The 14,545-nt window shown below is 69.4% G+C and carries 16 protein-coding genes and 1 pseudogene; 11 read left to right on the forward strand and 6 right to left on the reverse strand.

What is annotated here, in order from left to right; genetic code table 11:
* Positions 1–146 precede the first annotated feature (146 nt).
* On the reverse strand, positions 147–434 hold the full coding sequence (locus AB0J87_RS64165) for an Lrp/AsnC ligand binding domain-containing protein (protein WP_363985849.1): 288 nt from the start codon (positions 432–434) through the stop codon (positions 147–149).
* 356 nt (positions 435–790) lie between these two features.
* The gene (locus AB0J87_RS64170) at positions 791–1,018 is read right to left on the reverse strand and encodes a hypothetical protein (RefSeq protein ID WP_363985851.1); all 228 of its coding nucleotides are present in this window, start codon (positions 1,016–1,018) and stop codon (positions 791–793) included.
* Between the two features lie 108 nt (positions 1,019–1,126).
* Here AB0J87_RS64170 and AB0J87_RS64175 point away from each other — a divergent pair.
* Positions 1,127–2,350, forward strand: a pseudogene (locus AB0J87_RS64175) (BTAD domain-containing putative transcriptional regulator); the annotation flags it as partial.
* 2,058 nt (positions 2,351–4,408) lie between these two features.
* Here AB0J87_RS64175 and AB0J87_RS64180 read toward each other — a convergent pair.
* On the reverse strand, positions 4,409–4,909 hold the full coding sequence (locus AB0J87_RS64180) for a hemerythrin domain-containing protein (protein WP_363985853.1): 501 nt from the start codon (positions 4,907–4,909) through the stop codon (positions 4,409–4,411).
* A 71-nt stretch (positions 4,910–4,980) separates the two neighbouring features.
* Here AB0J87_RS64180 and AB0J87_RS64185 point away from each other — a divergent pair, with 71 nt between their 5' ends.
* Positions 4,981–5,145: a hypothetical protein gene (locus tag AB0J87_RS64185; RefSeq protein ID WP_363985855.1), complete on the forward strand. Its 165-nt coding sequence runs from the start codon at positions 4,981–4,983 to the stop codon at positions 5,143–5,145.
* A 1,280-nt stretch (positions 5,146–6,425) separates the two neighbouring features.
* Here AB0J87_RS64185 and AB0J87_RS64190 read toward each other — a convergent pair.
* Positions 6,426–6,572 carry a hypothetical protein gene (locus AB0J87_RS64190; protein ID WP_363985879.1) on the reverse strand — a complete coding sequence of 49 codons (147 nt, stop codon included), beginning with the start codon at positions 6,570–6,572 and terminating at the stop codon, positions 6,426–6,428.
* On the opposite strand from AB0J87_RS64190, the gene AB0J87_RS64195 reads away from it, so the two are divergent.
* Complete coding sequence (locus tag AB0J87_RS64195; protein ID WP_363985873.1) at positions 6,507–7,073, forward strand: hypothetical protein; 567 nt, start codon at positions 6,507–6,509, stop codon at positions 7,071–7,073. The two genes, AB0J87_RS64190 and AB0J87_RS64195, sit on opposite strands and share 66 nt — an antisense overlap.
* A 21-nt stretch (positions 7,074–7,094) precedes the next feature.
* Positions 7,095–7,253, forward strand: coding sequence for a hypothetical protein (locus AB0J87_RS64200; protein ID WP_363985875.1), 159 nt, complete (start codon positions 7,095–7,097; stop codon positions 7,251–7,253).
* Here AB0J87_RS64200 and AB0J87_RS64205 read toward each other — a convergent pair.
* A complete protein-coding gene (locus AB0J87_RS64205) occupies positions 7,196–8,152 on the reverse strand; it encodes a DMT family transporter (RefSeq protein WP_363985857.1) in 957 nt (318 codons plus the stop codon). The genes AB0J87_RS64200 and AB0J87_RS64205 overlap by 58 nt on opposite strands.
* Before the next feature lie 71 nt (positions 8,153–8,223).
* Between AB0J87_RS64205 and AB0J87_RS64210 the strand changes: the two genes are divergently transcribed.
* Positions 8,224–8,685 carry an Lrp/AsnC family transcriptional regulator gene (locus tag AB0J87_RS64210; RefSeq protein ID WP_363985859.1) on the forward strand — a complete coding sequence of 154 codons (462 nt, stop codon included), beginning with the start codon at positions 8,224–8,226 and terminating at the stop codon, positions 8,683–8,685.
* Between the two features lie 61 nt (positions 8,686–8,746).
* Here the strand turns inward: AB0J87_RS64210 and AB0J87_RS64215 are convergent, their stop codons facing one another.
* A complete protein-coding gene (locus AB0J87_RS64215; protein ID WP_363985877.1) occupies positions 8,747–9,097 on the reverse strand; it encodes a PaaI family thioesterase in 351 nt (116 codons plus the stop codon).
* Between the two features lie 1,268 nt (positions 9,098–10,365).
* On the opposite strand from AB0J87_RS64215, the gene AB0J87_RS64220 reads away from it, so the two are divergent.
* From AB0J87_RS64220 to AB0J87_RS64245, 6 genes are all read left to right on the forward strand, one after another.
* Positions 10,366–10,866 (forward strand): hypothetical protein, encoded by a 501-nt coding sequence (locus AB0J87_RS64220; protein ID WP_363985861.1) that lies wholly within the window; start codon positions 10,366–10,368, stop codon positions 10,864–10,866.
* Complete coding sequence (locus AB0J87_RS64225; protein ID WP_363985863.1) at positions 10,829–11,104, forward strand: hypothetical protein; 276 nt, start codon at positions 10,829–10,831, stop codon at positions 11,102–11,104. The genes AB0J87_RS64220 and AB0J87_RS64225 overlap by 38 nt, the downstream gene beginning before the upstream one ends.
* A 572-nt stretch (positions 11,105–11,676) precedes the next feature.
* Positions 11,677–12,168 carry a hypothetical protein gene (locus tag AB0J87_RS64230; protein WP_363985865.1) on the forward strand — a complete coding sequence of 164 codons (492 nt, stop codon included), beginning with the start codon at positions 11,677–11,679 and terminating at the stop codon, positions 12,166–12,168.
* Positions 12,169–12,218: 50 nt separating this feature from the next.
* On the forward strand, positions 12,219–12,437 hold the full coding sequence (locus AB0J87_RS64235) for a hypothetical protein (RefSeq protein WP_363985867.1): 219 nt from the start codon (positions 12,219–12,221) through the stop codon (positions 12,435–12,437).
* A 308-nt stretch (positions 12,438–12,745) separates the two neighbouring features.
* A complete protein-coding gene (locus AB0J87_RS64240; RefSeq protein WP_363985869.1) occupies positions 12,746–13,519 on the forward strand; it encodes a methyltransferase domain-containing protein in 774 nt (257 codons plus the stop codon).
* 458 nt (positions 13,520–13,977) lie between these two features.
* Positions 13,978–14,154, forward strand: coding sequence for a hypothetical protein (locus tag AB0J87_RS64245; RefSeq protein WP_363985871.1), 177 nt, complete (start codon positions 13,978–13,980; stop codon positions 14,152–14,154).
* The last annotated feature ends 391 nt before the right edge of the window (positions 14,155–14,545 follow it).

Here is a 14,545-nt window from a genome sequence, read left to right on the forward strand (position 1 = left end):
CCTTCATCGACGGCAAGCTCGTCGAACGTCCCGCAGACTCGCCCGTCCCCACAGCCGCCTAGGAACTCACGATCCACAGGTCTTGACTATTGCTCTGGTGACGGTGACGCCTGTCACTAGTTCTGGTCTTCACCTGGTCTTCCTGCTTATGGCCGCTTGTCTTGTGGTCGAGAGGGCTGTGGTGCGGGCAGCGCGAGGGCCAGGCCGGTTTTGATGGTGTCGAAGACGACCAGGGTCTCGTATCGCCTGATGTTGTCGTCCGCCTTGAACAGGCGGTCGCCGAGTCGGCCGCAATCGCGCGTGCTCCGCGCGGCCAGGACGACCACGTAGTCCCACGGTCCCGCGACCCGATAGCACTGCTGGACCTGCGGGTCCGAGCGCATCCGGTCGGCGAAGGCGTAGTGGTGCTCGAACGAATACGTGCACTGGGCCACAGCAACGGCTCGGCTGCTGCCCCGCCTGCCGGCAGACCGCACTTGCGGGCCGGTGTTCCTGGCAGACCGGCGCGCTCCTTCCTCCGGTCGCCGCGCGCCAGCGTCCGGCGACGTCTGTCCCGTCACCGGGCGGGGCCGCCTGTCCTACCCGCGCGCCGAGTACCTGTTCGAGACCGCCTCGGCCAAGCTCGACCCACACCGCCGGGGGTGGACCTTGCATCAGCTGCGTCATTCGGCGCTGCAGCATCTCGCGCAAGCCGGACGCACCGCGCCCGAGCTCCAGGCCAAGAGCCGCCACCAGCACCTGGCCAGCCTCGGCCGCTATGTGCGCCTGGGCGAGGAGACCTCAGCCCGCATCACCGCGGGGGCCGACCCCATCCAGCAGCGCCGGGCTCGGCCCGCATCCCGGCCGCCCTCAGCGCCGCCGCATGCGCGGCAATCTGCTCCCCGGCCCGGCTGTCGCTGCACTCCATCAGCCCGGCAGCACGCAGTGCGTCCCGGCTTTGCTCGGCATCGTGATCGCGCTCGCTCCACGGCGGCCGCCGTCCTTGGCCGTAGCCGAACCTCGGCTCGTCATCGCCCATGATCCCACCGCAGATGGTGTACAACCACCTCGGCTACACCGCCTCCGGCCACCCCATCGTAAGATCGGACGACGACTTCGTGGGAGTGGTAGGGCATTGGACATTCGTGTGCTGGGCCCGCTGGAGATCGTCGGCGACGACGGGCGGCCGTGCGGGATCGGCGCGCCGAAGCTGCGCGCGCTGGTGAACGTGCTGGTGCTGGCCGAGGGCAGGCCGGTATCCCCGGCCACTCTGATCGACCGGTTATGGGGCGAGGAGCCACCGGCCGAGGCGCAGGCGTCGCTGCACTCGTACGTGTCCAACCTGCGCCGCCTGCTTGAACCGGGACGCCCGGCCAGGGCGCAGAGCCGGTTGCTGACGTTCGGGCCGGTCGGATACACGCTGGCGATCGACCCCGATCAGGTGGACGCGGCGCGCTTCCTGCGCCTGGTCGGGCAGACCGAGCAGGCGGCCGAGCCCGCCGAGGCGGAACGGCTGGCGGGCGAGGCGCTGGCGCTGTGGCGCGGCGAACCGTACCAGGACCTGGACGATCAGGCGTACGTGGGCGCCGTCAGGGCGCGCCTCACCGAGGCCAGGGAGCGGGCCCGCGAGCTGCGCGTGGGCGCGGTGATCCGGCAGGACCGCCACGGCGAGCTGCTGGGCGAGCTGGAGATGCTGACGCGCGAGCACCCGCTGCGCGAGCAGCTGTGGGCGCTGCGGGCGCTGGCGCTCTACCGGTGCGGCCGCCAGGGCGAGGCGCTGGAGGCGCTGCGCACGGCCCGCCGGATCCTGGCCGAGGAGCTCGGCATCGACCCGGGCGAGGAGCTGCGCGAGCTGGAACGTGACATCCTCGGCCAGTCCCCCGCGCTGCTCCCCCAGCGGCCGCCCATGCCCGAACTCCAACCGGCCGGGCGCGGCATCGCGGGCCGGAAGGACGAGCTGGCCGCGCTGGACGGGCTGCTCGACGCGGCGGCGGCGAACCGGCCCGGGTTCGCGCTGATCACCGGGGAGCCGGGGATCGGCAAGACGCGGCTGGCCGAGGAGCTGGTGAGCCGGGCCCGCGCCCGGGGGTTCACGGTCGCGGTGGGGCGGTGCGCGGCGACGGAGGGCGCTCCGGCGTTCTGGCCGTGGGTGGCGGTGCTGGAGCGGCTGGCCGACACGCTGCCGCCGCTGCCCGCCGACGTGCGGGCGAACCTGCCCGGCGTCAACTCCGCGACCGGCAACGACCCCGAGGGCGCGCGGTTCCGCACCTACGAGGCGGCGGCGCGGGCGCTGGCCGCGGCCCAGCAGCCGGTGCTGGTGGTGCTGGACGACCTGCACTGGGCGGACCGCTCCTCGCTGCGCCTGCTGGGCTACCTGGCCGGGTACGTGCTGGACGGCAGGCTGGCCGTGGTGGGCACGGCACGCACCTGGCCGCCGCCTGAGGGCGCGCTGGCCGAGGCGTTCGAGGCGCTGGCGCGGCGGCAGGCGTTGCGGCTGCCGCTGTCCGGGCTGTCCGCCTCCGACCTGGCCGGGCTGGCTCCCGAGGGCGCGGACGTTCGGGGGCTCAGGGAGCGTACGAACGGCAATCCGTTCTTCGTCACCGAGCTGGTGCGTTACCTGCGGGCCGGATCGCCGGGCGGCGGCACGCTGCCGCTGGGCGTGCGCGACGTCGTGCTCGGCCGGGTGAACCGGCTGCCCGCGCCGTCCGCCGACTTCCTGCGGGTGGCGGCGGTGGCCGGGCGGGAGTTCGACGTGACGGTCGCGGCTGAGGCCGCCGGGCTGGACCTGGGCACGGCGCTGGACCGGTTGGAGCCTGCCATGGCCGCGGAGCTGCTGGCCGAGGGGCGGCCCGGGCGGTTCCTGTTCGTGCACGCGCTGGTGCAGGAGGCGCTCGCCGAGGTGGTGCCGGTGCTGAGCCGGGCCCGGCTGCACGCGGCCGTCGCCGCCGCGATCGAGTCGCGTACCGGCGGCCCGGCCTCGGACCGGCTGGCCGCCGCCGCGCACCACTGGCTGCTGGCGATCCCCGCGGGACACACCGCGCGGGCGTGGCGGGCTGCGTGGCGGGCTGCCGAGGAGGCCAAGCGGCTGCGCGCGTACGACGCGGCCGTCGAGCTGCTCGAACGGGCGGACCGCGTGGCCGAGGACGACCCGGCGGCGAGTCAGGCCGAGCGGATGGACCTGCTGTTCGCGCTGGCCGAGGCCAGGTTCGGGGCGGGCGACTCGCTGGGGCAGGAGGCCGAGCTGGCGCGCATCCGCCATCTGGCCGGGCAGGTGGGCGACCGGCGGCGCCTGATCGAGGCCGCGACCGGGTACGGCGGCCGCATCCTGCAGCCCTGGAAGGTCTATGGCGACCACGATCCGGACCTAGTCGCGGACCTGGCGAAGCTGGCCGCTGAAGAGGGGCTGGAGCCTTCGGCCCGCGCCCGGGTGCTGGCCTGCCTGACGCTCCAGACGTACTACGAGCCCGGCCGGGACCCGGCCGAGCGGGAGCTATGGAGCGCCGAGGCGGTGCGGCTGGCCCTCCGCGAGAACGACGCGACGCTGCTGGGCCGGGTGCTGTTCGCCCGCTACTACGGGCTGCTCGACCCGGACCACGCGCGGCAGCGGCTGGAGGCGGGCGAGGAGATGGCCCGCGCCGGGCTGGAGGCGGGCGACGACGAGCTACGCGCGATCGGGCTCATCTGCCAGGCCGGCACGCTGCTGGAGCTGTGCCGGGTGCGGGAGTCACGGGAGCCGATGGCCGAGGCGGCGCGGCTGATCGGGCGTATCCACATGCCGTATCTGCGCATCATGCTGGGCTGGCTGCGGCTCGGCCTGCTCGTGCAGCAGGGCGACCTGGACGCGGCCGAGGAACTGCTCGCGGCCACCGCGGCCGAGCAGCGGGCCACCTCGATGTGGGGGGGTGGAGTCGAGCACGGCCGGGATCACGTACGTGGTGGAGGTCATGCGCCTGCGCCTCGGGGCGGCGGACGCGGTCCGGCCGCCGATGGACATGTCGCACGAGCCGCTCGACCCGTTCAACCTCGACCTGTACGCCCACTACCTGGTCGTCAGCGGCCGGCTGGAGGAGGCCCGGCAGGCGCTCGGCCCGTGGGAGCGGCAGCCGCCGATCCCACGCACGTTCGTGTACCTGTGCTGGCTGGTGCTGCGCTGCGAGCTCTGGGCCGCGCTGGGCGACCGGCAAGCCTGCGCCGCCCTGTACGAGGAGGCGTCCCCGTACGCCGACCGCATCGGGATCTCCGGCCTGGGCATGCTGTTGTGGCCGGTCAGCCGGTCGCTGGCGCAGCTGGCCGAGGCCCTGGGCGACATCGGGGCGGCGCGGCGGCACGCCGAGCACGCCGAATGCGTGGAACGGGAACTGGCCCAGCCCAGCGAGTAGGCGGGGACCGGTTCACCTCTACCGGACCGGCTCAGCCCCAGAGGACCGGCTCAGCCCCACAGGTAGGCCGTGCGGCGCCGGTAGCGTCTCCCGGCCAGGTTGGAGATCATCAGCAGTTGCCGGGGCGCGGTCGCGCGCAGATGGGCCTCGACGTCGGCAGGCACCTCGGCGCTGGTCCAGCCGACCAGCCTGACTAGCTTGCGCAGGCCGTAGTCCTTCATGATCGTCTTGTGCATCTCCGCGTCCTCCTCCGGCGTGATGTGGGCCATCATCAGCGGGATGCCGTCGGTCTCCTCGTGCGCGAGGTGCGCGCCGAGGGTGTCGGCCAGTGTGCGCAGGGCGGTCGTGAGCCGCTCGCGCCCCTGCTCGGACGGTCCGGAGTCGAACGCCTGGAACGCCTCGGTGCTCTCGCGGATCCAGCGGTCGCAGGCCTCGTGCTCGGCCTCCAGCGCGTCGATCGTGCCGATCGCCCCGGGGCCCGCTCGCGCAGCCGCGGCCAGATCTTCTCGTCCTCGGCGGTGTGGTGGTGGTGCAGGACGAACAGGACCCACGCGTGGTGCTCGCGCAGCGCTGAGACGCGCCGCCGGTCGTCGAGGCGGATCCGGCCGATCGCGGTGAGCAGGTGGCCGAGGTCGCGGCGGAAGCCGTAGTGCGCGAGGTACATGTTGGCCATGTCGAGCGGCCCGGGGGCGGCGGCGGCCTGGCCGGGCAGCATGATCTGCGGGACGTTCGGGTGGTCGGCGGTGTGCACGATGCGCTCCTTCTCTACGATGTGCCGCCATCGTGACCGCCCGCCCTTGGGCCGTTCTGGAACGCCGGGCTCAAGAGCGGCCCAAGACCCTTGATCCGAGAGCGCGCAGGACGAGGGAGCCTGCCGCAGGAGTCGCCGCTCTACCGCAAGGCCGGAACCGGCGATAGCGGGTCACTTGCTCATTCGAGAGGAAATCCACAGGCATGAGCAGGCACGCTAGGGCTCTCAACCAGGGCAAACAGCCCTCGTCACCGAATCGTCGTCAAGATCGCTTTTGTAGCGCCAAAATCCGGTCCGATCCTCCCCGGAGGCCATCCTGGAGAGCCCCGCGTTCGCCGGGGTTGCCGCCGCGGCGCACCCGGCAGTGAAGCGGGGACCCGCTCACGGCAACGTCAGGTCGAGCCGGGTTTCCATGTCAAGGCGGAACCGACCGCAGGGGTTCACATGAGCCCCAGAACGCGCCCGGGAGGCGAGACGGCGGGCATCCGGGTCAGGTGCCGCCGGGGTGAGGTTCAGCCGGTCAGGCCGGCGTCGTCCCACACCGCGCGCCGATCACGGCCTCAACCACCTGGCCATCGTGCGGGCCTTCTACCTCGACCTGGCCGAATGGGCCATGGACGACCCGGCCCGGTGGGGCATCTGGGCAGCACCCTGCCCCGTTCGCGTTGAGAGATGTCCCGCAGGAAGGAACACGCCAGCCGCAAGTCCCGCATGGATCAGCGCACCCGAGAACGCCTCCCTGTCTTGCCGACACTGGCGCGGACCGTCGATGAGCATCGTCGGCAGGCCGCCGAACGACTGCATGCCGCACAAGCAGTGGCCCCCGGCAGCCAGTTCACCGCAGCCGGGCACACTTGGTGCCGGTCGGTTACCAAGAACCCCGCGGCCAAGGTCTGGGCCGACGACCCCGATACCGGCCACCGCCGCGATCTCACCATGGAGGAGCACAAGGCGTTCTGGGCCTGGGGCGATCGTCGAAACGCTCCGCCACACCGGCATCCGGGTCGAGGAACTGACCGAACTTTCGCATCACAGCCTGGTGCAATACCGAATGCCCGGCACCGGCGAACTCATCCCGCTGCTGCACATTGCTCCGTCCAAGACCGACGCCGAACGGCTGCTGGTCATCAGCCCCGAACTGGCCGACGTGCTCAGCACAATCATTTGCCGCGTCCGGGACACCAGCGGCGCGGTCCCGCTCGTGGCCTCCTACGACATCCACGAGCGAGTCTGGAATCCACCCATGCCTCTGCTGTTTCAACGACCGATCGGAGTGGAGAACCGGCCGATTCCTATCTCCGGCATCCGGGCGCTGCTCAACGCAGGCTCTGGCCCGCACCGGTCTCACCGACACCAGCAACCAGCCGCTGAAGTTCACCCCACACGATTTCCGGCGCCTGTTCATCACCGACGCGATCATGAACGGGATGCCACCTCACATCGCCCAGCTCGTGGTCGGTCATCGCGACATCAACACCACGATGGGCTACAAGGCCGTCTATCCCGAGGAGGTCATCAACGGGCACCGCGCCTTCATCACCCGCCGCCGCGGGACTCGTCCCAGCGAGGAATACCGCACGCCCACCGATCAAGAATGGGAGGAGTTTCTCGGCCACTTCGAACGCCGGCACGTCGCCCTGGGCGACTGCGGCCGCGCCTACGGCACCGGCTGCGTTCACGAGGACAGTTGTTTACGCTGCAGCCTCCTCCGGCCGGACCCGGGCCAGCGTCAACGCATCGTGGACATCCGCAACAACCTGCTCGCCCGCATCGCCGAGGCCGAACGGGAGAACTGGCTGGGCGAAGTCGAAGGACTCAAGGTCAGCCTCGCCGGAGCGGAACAGAAACTCGCCCAGCTCGACCAGCTCGCCCGCCTTGCCGCCACCGTGAACCTCGGCACCCCGACATTCCGCGACGTCGCCGGTCGCACCATCAGCGTCGACCCGAACAAGATCATCAACTAGTTCAGAGAATTCATCAACACCCTGCTCGTCCAGTCCGTCCTCAAAGACCCCGCCTGGCAGCAGAGACTGACCGACGCCGACAAGCGCGGCCTGTCGCCGCTGTTCTGGTCCAACGCCAACCTCTACGGCACGATCGACATCGACATGGGCCGCCGCCTCGACCTCGTCCTGGCGGCCTGATCCCCCAGGACGGGTAGTGGCTCGGGTGGGGCAGGGGGCTGGTCTGGGCCGGGGGCGGCGGTGAGGGCCAGGCCCGCCAGGACCGTCAGACCGCCGAGCAGTTGGAGCGGGCCGAAGGGGTCCCCGAAGGCGATGACGCCCGCACCGAAGCCGACGACCGGTTCGATGTTGAGGAAGGCGCCGGCGAGGCCGGGCGAGACGCGCGACTGGGCGTAGGCGAACAGGGCGTACGGGAGCAGGGTGCCGAGGACGGTCAGGGCGAGGGCCGCGACGATGGGGGCGGTCGACGACGGCAGGGCCGGGGCGCCCTCGACGGCTACGGCCAGCGGGGCGGCCAGCAAGGCGGAGGCGGCAAACTGCACGGCCGTGACGGCGAGCGGGTCGCGGTCGACCAGCAGGCGGTCCTGAGCGAGCAGAAAGGTGGCGCTGAGCAAAACGCTGACCAGGATCAGCAGGTCGCCGCCGAGGGAGGCCGAGCCGCCACCGCTGGTGGCGACCAGCGCGATGCCCGCGAACGCCAGGGCGAAGCCCGTCCAAGCGGTGCTGCCAACCCTGGCACGGCCCAGCGCGACCGTGGCGATCGCGGCGAGCAGAGGGGTCAGGCCGATGATCAGTGAGGCGTGGGCGACGCTCGTCCGTTCGATTCCCAGCCCCTGCAGGACGATCACGAGGGCATAGCCGGTCGCGCCCCAGAAGACCACCCTGGGCGAGGCGGCCCGTCGAAGACGGGCTCGGTCGGCCACGAACAGGAGCGGGACCGCGGCCAGCGCGAAGCGTACGACGGTCAGCCAGACCGGACCCCAGCCAGCGAGAGCGATCTTGATCAGAGGGACGGTCACCCCCCACAGGACTCCGGCTGCCGTGAGGGCGGACAGGGTCGCCGAACGATTCATCGTCATGCCCCAAGGATCAGCAAGGTGCGACCGAAGAATCGGCACCGGATCCTGTATGCGCAACTATATTTTGTGAGATGGCCGATTCGCTTGATGAAATTGATCGCAGGCTGCTGACCGAGCTCCAGCAGGACGCGGGCCGCACCAACGTGGAACTCGCCCGGCTGGTCGGGCTCTCCCCCGCCGCCACCCTGCACCGCGTCCGCAGGCTCAAGGAATCAGGAGTGATCAGGCGGATCAGGGCCGAGTTGGACCCCCCACAGGCCGGATTCCCCCTCAAGGCCTATGTGATGATCACCCTCGCCCGGCACACCCCCCAGACCGAGCGCGCCTTCGCCGACAGCCTGAAGGCGATCCCCGAGGTGCTCTCCGCCGACGTCGTCACCGGAGAGATCGACATGATCCTGCTCATCGCCGCCCGCGACGTCCCGGACCTCCAGCGGATTCTGCTCCGTCTCTCCCTGCACGGCGCCCAGCGCGTCACCACTCTCCTGCACCTCCAAGAGATCAAGACCCCCTCTCCGCTCCCTCTCCTGTGATGCCGGAACCGCCCCGGTCCCGGGGGTTGAGCGGCAACCGAAGCCTCGGCCAGTGGCGTTTTCAGGGGCGTTCGGGTACGCAGATGAGGGTCTGCTGGCCGGTGGCGATCAGTGTGCGCTGCTGCTGGTGGGTGGCGAACACTTCCAGGCAGCACACGGTGAGGGTGCGGCCGGGCTTGAGGACGGTGCCGACGGCCTCGATGTGGTCGCCGGCCGCGGGCGCGAGCAGGTTGATCTTGTATTCCACGGTCAGGACCGAGGTGCCCTCGGGGAACAGGGTGAAGGCCGCGTAGCCGCCGGCGCTGTCGGCGATGGCGCTGCTGGCGCCGGCGTGGACGTAGCCGTTCTGCTGGGTCACCTCGGGCCGGGCGGGCAGCGTGATCACGACGCGGCCGGGAGCGATGTGGGCCAGCCTGGGGCAGCGGGAAGATCCGGCCGGGTATTAGCGCTTAGCGCTGAGCCGCAGGTCGACAGGGGTGTCTCTCGGTCAGCCTGGGTCAGGCTGGCCGAGGGGATGGGACGCTCTGATCGGGCAGGAGGTCGCCCAGTGCGGTCCGGATGGCGGCGCGGCTGACTCCGTGGACGCGGGCGAGGGCTGCGATCGAGGTGCCTTGTTCGGTGTAGGTCGACCGGACCTTTTCCAGGTCGTCTCAATCGTTATCTTGAGTTGACGACCTCTTCTCGCTGGTCAGAGCAAGATGATCTTTTCTTTCACGTGTGGCACGTTGGCTGATCTTCACAGCATGTTGCAGCGACAATGCGACCACGCGGGGCGAGGGCGATGTAGGCCGGCCAGGCAGGCGAGCATCATCGGTCCATCCTGCCCCGATGATGCTCGCCTGCCCCACGGCTCGCCGTCGAGGCCCGAAGCGCCGTGGTAACCCTTTTGTGCCTGTCATCCGGTTTCGTTCGGGTGGCGTCGCCGGGTGCCGTCGGCGATTATCGACGCGACGTGACCGCGCTGCGAAAGGATCAGGTATGACGTGGTATCCGTGGAGACGGGCGTTCCTCACGGCGGGGGCGGCCGTGGTCGGCTTCGACCCGTCCACGCGCACCTGACCAAGATCTTCACCATTCACCGAGGCTACCGAACCGGCCTGATCTCGCTCGGCTTCGTGCCACCCACGTGGGCGTTCTTTTCGCCTGCGACTCCTGGGTTTTCGTATCCTCCGCAACTCAGAAGATACGGAAACCCAGTCGGCTCGTTATGCTGGCCACCGCCAGTGAGCGATCACCGTGTTGCGACGACCCCTCGAATACACCCCGTAAGGGCGGGGCCGTTCTATCGCCCGAAGGGAAGCAGCCCTCCGCCTACCGGTGCAGGATGGGTGTATTCCCCAGCCCTCCTGCCAGGCCGAGGAGGGAGGCCAGGTCGCCAGCGTTCGCGGCCCGGGTTGTGCAACCGAAGAAGGACGACCACCACCCGCAAGAGCTGGCGTGCGCAGGTGAGGAGGTCAGCGTCATCGTGCCTGCGATGACCACGATCGCTGTCACCGTACGAACCCATGTCTTCAAACGCGTTCTCCTTCGCCAGAAGCCGGGCCCCGCTGAATAGCAAAGCCGAATTTCTACGGCTTGGCAATGGCAAGAAAATCTATATGGCGGCGAGTGGCATTTGTGCAGCCTCTCGACGCGGAATGTAGGTAAAATATAGAAACACGAAAAGGCGTGACTTCCGAGATGCACTTGGAGCTGGATCAGATGGTAATGGTCTCCTCCAGCGGTTTCACCGCGGGCGCGGTCGCCAAGGCCCGTTACTACGGCATTGAACTGGTGACGCCGGAAAGGCCGATCCCCGCGGACGGGCCTCTCGGTCGGCTGGGGCAGCCGCACCTGGAATTTCGCGACCTGATTCGAGAACGTCTGATCTCCGTCTCCGGGCAGGTCAGCCGGAATGGGGACAGTCAGACCATTCCGTTGTCTGCGGGCGCTGCGGTCTTCGACGCCGAGGGCATCGCGCTGTGCAGCGTCGCCGAGTTGGTGGGGATCTTTCTGGATGGCGCGGACCTGCGAGAGGTGGTGGCTCAGGCTCCCGGCCAGTCCGTGGAGTTGCGCGTACTGGTGTCCGATTTCGTGCTTCGCCGTGACGAGGGCGGCGATCCAATCGAGGTGTTCATGCACCCGGGAAGGGCAATTACTGCGCTTGACCGACTTCGACGCCGTGCTCGGCGCACGGGTTGAGGCGCGGCCGGTGCTGCTGGCGGCGGAGCTCCAAGGGATGGCCTACGCCGTCGGCGCGGGACGCGTCGGCGATAACCGCGCCTTGGTGATTTTCTCCGATTCCCCTGCTGGAGAGGGCATGTCGGTCCGGGTCACTGACGCTGATGGTCAGGTCAGCGACTGGATTGCTGATCGCTCGACCCAGACCTTGCGCCCGCACACCTCTCCAGCCGCCCCACAGGTGAACGAAAGGACCTGATTCGCCTGCTAGCGGCCCCTCGCCCAGCCCGGGTCGGCCAGGACGCGCATTGTTCCCCGAGACCGGTCTCGGCTCACCACCCGATCCCTCTGGACGATCAACAGCGTGGCGGCTCGCCGAAGCGACGGGAGTTCCAGGCCGTGAAGGCTGTCCAGCAGGACATGATGGTGATTCACGTCATCCCCGAGCCTTGGTCGCGGGCTGGACGAGGACGACGTCAGGGAGGGGCATATGACTCAGCAGCCACCGGAGTTCCCCGCTGATTTGACCCGCGAGTTCAGCTTCGGCGACATGGGCAACGGCCTGTTCGGCTTGGACGCGCTGCGCAATCTCACGACCGGCATGGACGAGTTCCTGGAGGACCCGAACGGGCGCTGGCGCCGGTACCGCTCCCTGGGCCCGGCCGTGCTGGGATGTGTGCCCTGGTTCGATGACGAGCAACTCCTGGGCCGGATCGACCGGTTTGCATCATCCTGCATCCTGATCACCAAGCCAGACGCCAAACTCAGCGCAAGGCCTCCTTTGATCAACTCAAGCAGAGAGCGGCGAGCGGGCCGGGCTTTCCGTCACGGGTGTTCTTCGAGCTCGATCACATGGCCTCTCGCTACGTCGGCGACCCTGAAGCGGTGCACCCGTACTCCCCACAGGAGCACGTCGACTTGCAGACCTTCCGATCGCTCGGCTACCGAAAGGCAGGCAAAACACCGGTACCGATCATTCACGCCAAGATGTTCCTGCTGGGGCACCTATGGTGGCACGACGAAGGGGCACTGGGAGACGTGGCCGACGTCATCGGCTTCACGCCCAAACGGCTGTGGCTGGGCAGCGCCAACGCCACGAACAGCTCGCGCAAGAGCCTGGAGTACGGCGTCTGGCTCGACGACGCTCAGGTCCTACGTGAGGCGTGCAACTTCATGATCATGCTCTTGAAGTACTCCGAATCTCTCGACAGCCCTGACGACGTCTTCGAACCCGAGTTCCTCGAACGGCCCTGGGACGACGACGCCTTCTACGAGTACATGCGCGAGTTCGGGTCATACCCCGACGAGCCAGAAGACGGTTGAGCCCGCCCACCGCCCAGACCCCCTCGAACGCGTCAAGGCCCGTCTGCAGGATGCCACCTACAACGCGGCTGCTGGCCGATGAGATGCTCGAGGAAGCGGTGATGGTGGAGGCCGTGGCGGTCGTGGCCGGCCGCACCACCCCCGAACTCCAGGCCAAGAGCCGCCACCAGCACCTGGCCAGCCTCGGCCGCTACGTACGCCTCGGCGAGGAGACCCTCGCCCGCACCACCGCCGAACACGACTCAGCGGCCCGGCGACACCAACACTGAGAACTGGGGCCTACGCCACGCGGCGCGTTTTGGCGTACTTCGACCGCATTCGTTGTGTAGTGGCACGGTGCCAAAATCTGGTCCGATCCTCGATCTTTGCCAGTCCTGGAGGCCGTCTGGTTTCATTCCATGTCGCGCTGACACAGCACGCGGAAGGTCGTGAGGATGTAGGCATGAGCTCATCGCAACCCCTCGCCGACCCTGGGTCCGAGCCGGACACAACCTCAGTCGGGGCGGTGAATACTGCTGGCGCGGGATCCGGCCCCCCATCGCCGCACACCCCCCGGTCTGCCCCGGACCACCGCTACTTGCTCGACAACGCCCGGACGGAGGCGGGCGAGCGGTTCACCTGGCTGGCCGAGCTGTTCGACGATGTCACACGGGGACACTTCGACCGGCTCGGAGTGAAGGCGGGCTGGCGCTGCTGGGAAGTCGGTGCCGGAGGCCCCAGCATTCCCGAGGCACTCGCCACAGCCGTCGGACCAACCGGTTACGTGCTGGCCACGGACATCAATCCTGCCTGGTTGGACCCGCACGGCGGGTACGAGGTGCTCCGGCACGACATCGTCGGGGACCCGCCGCCGCAGCCAGGCACATTCGACCTGGTACACGCCCGGCTCGTGCTCGTCCACGTCCCCGACCGTGCCCGGGCGTTGGCGACAATGGTGGCGGCGCTGCGCCCCGGTGGCTGGCTATTGGTCGAGGACGCCGATACCGAGCTGCAGCCGCTGGCCTGCCTCGACGAGGTTGGCCCGGCACAGCAGCGCGCCAACCGGCTGCGGCGCGCCGTCCGGGAGTTGATGACCCGCCGCGGCGCCGACCTGCGCTACGGCCGTACGCTGCCGCGGGCGTTGCGTGCGGCCGGCCTGGTCGATGTCACGGCGGCCGGCTGCTTCCCGGTCGGCGGGGTAGCCTGCGACCGGCTGGAGACCGCGACAGTGCGCATGGTCCGCGCCGAGTTGCTCGCCGACGGGTTGGCCCACGACGCCGAGATCGACGCGCACCTGGCCGCCATCGATGCCGGCGAGCTCGACCTCACCCTCGCTCCGCTGATCTCGGCATGGGGACGCCGCCCGGGATAGCCCGCGACGTCCGGGCCGCGGTCAGCCACAGGCCGGTGAACACGGCGCAGGCCAGCGTCACGATGGCTTCAGCATGCCGAGCCTGACCGCCGCAGCGATGCGGCGGTCCTCCCCGACCCCGGGCTGAAACGCCCAGCGCGACCCGACCGGCCGTCCCCCTGTAACACTGCGCCCTTCGCCTGGTGGCGAAACTTCAAGGTCACCTACGACCCGCGCGGCGTCACCCACTTCTTCCAGGGCTGCAGCAAGGAGCCGCAGGGCTACTCGTGCGCCTACTCCTATGAGGGCGGTGCGATGCTGATGCACGTACGCGGCTCCAGGAACGCCGGCTACGAGGTTCGCTCGATCTCCTACCTGGCCGACGGAAGGGGAGAGCAGTCAGGGACCTGCCAGGGCGACGTCAGGCGGCCACACGCGATCGAAGACCCGCCCGGACTCGAGCCAAGCGCACCCTCGCGTTGCCGGCCGGGCCGCTCGCGGCCGGGGCCACCCTGGTGGTGCCGGTCAGCGAAGCGCTGCAGCCGGGCAACAACGGCGGCGCGATCACCCTCCTGGATGACGCCGGGCTCAAAATTCATGGGGTCGCCTACACCGCAGACCAGGCCAACCGCGAAGGGTGGACCATCGTTTTCTGACGTCCCGCAACGAAGGGCAGGCACCCCCGTCCTCAACGCCGGGCGGGGGTGTTCGTCGTCTGCTGTCCCATTGTGGCCGCCGCGTCCGCCCCTCAAGGCCGGCGACCTCCGCCAGGCCGACCACCGAGGGCCCCTTCGCTGTGCCGCGCCACCTCACATCCGGGCCCCCTCACCATCGTGAGATTGCCGCTGGTGGGAGCCTGGTTGTAACAGGGGCGCAGACCACGTAACGCCGAAGGGATCAGTCTCCTGGTCACGGCGGGTGTGCGCGCGAGGATTACGGCTCGAACATCAGTGGGCGAGCAATAGTCAAGACCTGTGGATCGTGAGTTCCTAGGCGGCTGTGGGGACGGGCGAGTCTGCGGGACGTTCGACGAGCTTGCCGTCGATG

The organism is Nonomuraea sp. NPDC049625 (assembly GCF_040675285.1).
Taxonomy (GTDB): Bacteria; Actinomycetota; Actinomycetes; order Streptosporangiales; family Streptosporangiaceae; genus Nonomuraea; species Nonomuraea angiospora_A.